The sequence below is a fragment of the Allobacillus salarius genome, from assembly GCF_007559425.1.
In the GTDB taxonomy this organism is placed as follows: domain Bacteria; phylum Bacillota; class Bacilli; order Bacillales; family Alkalibacillaceae; genus Allobacillus; species Allobacillus salarius.
Genome location: NZ_VMHE01000064.1, coordinates 1 through 1,646, shown reverse-complemented (window position 1 = coordinate 1,646; position 1,646 = coordinate 1). Strand labels below are relative to the sequence as shown.

General features: G+C 34.4%; 4 protein-coding genes. All 4 read right to left on the bottom strand.

Annotated elements, in window-relative coordinates; translation table 11 throughout:
* On the bottom strand, positions 1 to 281 hold a 281-nt coding region (locus FPQ13_RS13035), incomplete at its 3' end, for a hypothetical protein (protein WP_144089736.1).
* Entirely contained in the window at positions 278 to 610 is a 333-nt protein-coding gene (locus FPQ13_RS13030) for a phage head-tail connector protein (protein ID WP_000208960.1), read from the bottom strand. The genes FPQ13_RS13035 and FPQ13_RS13030, both read right to left, overlap by 4 nt.
* 8 nt (positions 611 to 618) lie before the next feature.
* Positions 619 to 906, bottom strand: a complete 288-nt coding sequence (locus FPQ13_RS13025) for a hypothetical protein (RefSeq protein ID WP_001114085.1) — start codon at positions 904 to 906, stop codon at positions 619 to 621.
* 21 nt (positions 907 to 927) lie between these two features.
* A partial coding sequence (locus tag FPQ13_RS13020) for a phage major capsid protein (protein WP_144089735.1) occupies positions 928 to 1,646 on the bottom strand: 719 nt, incomplete at its 5' end.

Below are 1,646 nucleotides of genomic sequence, written 5' to 3'. Positions count from 1 at the left end.
TATGACGTTTCGTGTCTGTATATCCTTGTATCAACTATCTTGTAGCGAATGCCATTAACCAACACGTGGCTAACAGGGTGAGATATTGATTCTTTTATCCTCAGAACACTTACATCGTTTTTTACATCACCAAATTCAAGTTGCTTTCTTGCTCTAGAAATGGGGTTAATATTGCATGGTATCGCATCATAAGTGATTAGTGCGTTTTCTTTTTTGCTAGTTTTAGGATTGTAAGTTGCTACTTGTTCTAATTGAAAAACAACTCTATCTTCATATCTCAAAAGAACACAGCCCTTCCTTTTTTAGTTCTCGTTCTAGCATTAAAGTAATTATCAATAATAGCTTCATACTCCTTGAAATCGTTCAATTCATACGCATTGCTACGTCCGTCAACCGCTTCTGATGTCATACCTTCAGCACCAATCCTGTTGTAGCGTTTAACTGCAACTTCTTTAATCATGTAACTAAACCTTTCCGGTATTTGTTCAACTTCAATAGGTAACATTGATAACAACTGGCTTTCACAACTTTTTATGATTTCTTCTAATTGTTCATCTTGCTTTTCATCTTTAAGACCAATACGTTTTTTTACATCAGCTAGCGTAGTCATATAACCACCTACTCTAGTGACTCAAAAGCATTGATAATTTCAGCTTTTGTTTGTTTTTCATCAACTTGTAAGCCAGCAACACTTGCTATTTCGACAAGTTCTTTTTTGGTTAATTTGTCATTTACAATGTAAATCATTTGTTCGTTGCGTTTATTTTCAACACTAGCTAAAGCTTTGATACGTTCATCTGTAGGATCATAACCTTTGCGAGGGTAGACATGCCCTTTCATATAGACATGTCTGTTATCTTCTAAATCTGTAAAATCTACTTTAACAATTCCAATGATTTCGGGCATGTTACCACTCCTAATTATTTATTAAACTTCTCCTGGTACTGAATCTGTTTTTTTGTCAGCAGGCACTAATTTAGCGAATGCTTTATCGTCAGCGATGTGTAACGCTACATGCATAGTTGCACGCAATGCCACCATGTCTTGTTCGAATAAGTTTACAGGTGTGCCATCTTCGTTTTTAACTGTAGATAATTGTGCAGTTTCATCGATTTTGTATTCAATTAATTGAGGGATACCGTAAATCAACTTATCAAAGTCACCAGTAATTAATTCACCGCGTTTTAAATTGCTTGATTTAAGGTTAACCACAGGTAGACCATCTAACGTATCACTGTTACGGTCATAAATACGTTCCTTAGTTTCAGGATCTACAATTTTACGTAACAAGCTTCTGTTTTGTGTTTTTGAGATAAACGCATTTGCTTCTAATTCGTCATCTTCAAGTAATGCCTCTAAATCAATAATGTTATCTTGTGTGAAGTCACCTTTAATAACCTTATTAGTTTTTTCAATTGATTGTGCAATTGATTTACCGAATGGATTGTTACCTTGATTCAAAATACCCGCTTCATCAAACTTTTTATAGAATGCTTCAGCAATCATAGGCTTCATTTCTTCAAAGAATTGTGAATAAGTGTAATTCAAAAATTCTTTTGTTACAGGTAAGATAACCCCTAATTTAAACGCTCTCATAGTAGCATTAACCCATGTAGCTTTAGATGTTTCGATTTTTTGACCTTCAC

Bases quoted from the DNA above. Each gene is read 5' to 3' on its own strand.
- FPQ13_RS13030 (WP_000208960.1), bottom strand. From the start codon at position 610: ATGACTACGCTAGCTGATGTAAAAAAACGTATTGGTCTTAAAGATGAA.
- FPQ13_RS13025 (WP_001114085.1), bottom strand. From the start codon at position 906: ATGCCCGAAATCATTGGAATTGTTAAAGTAGATTTTACAGATTTAGAA.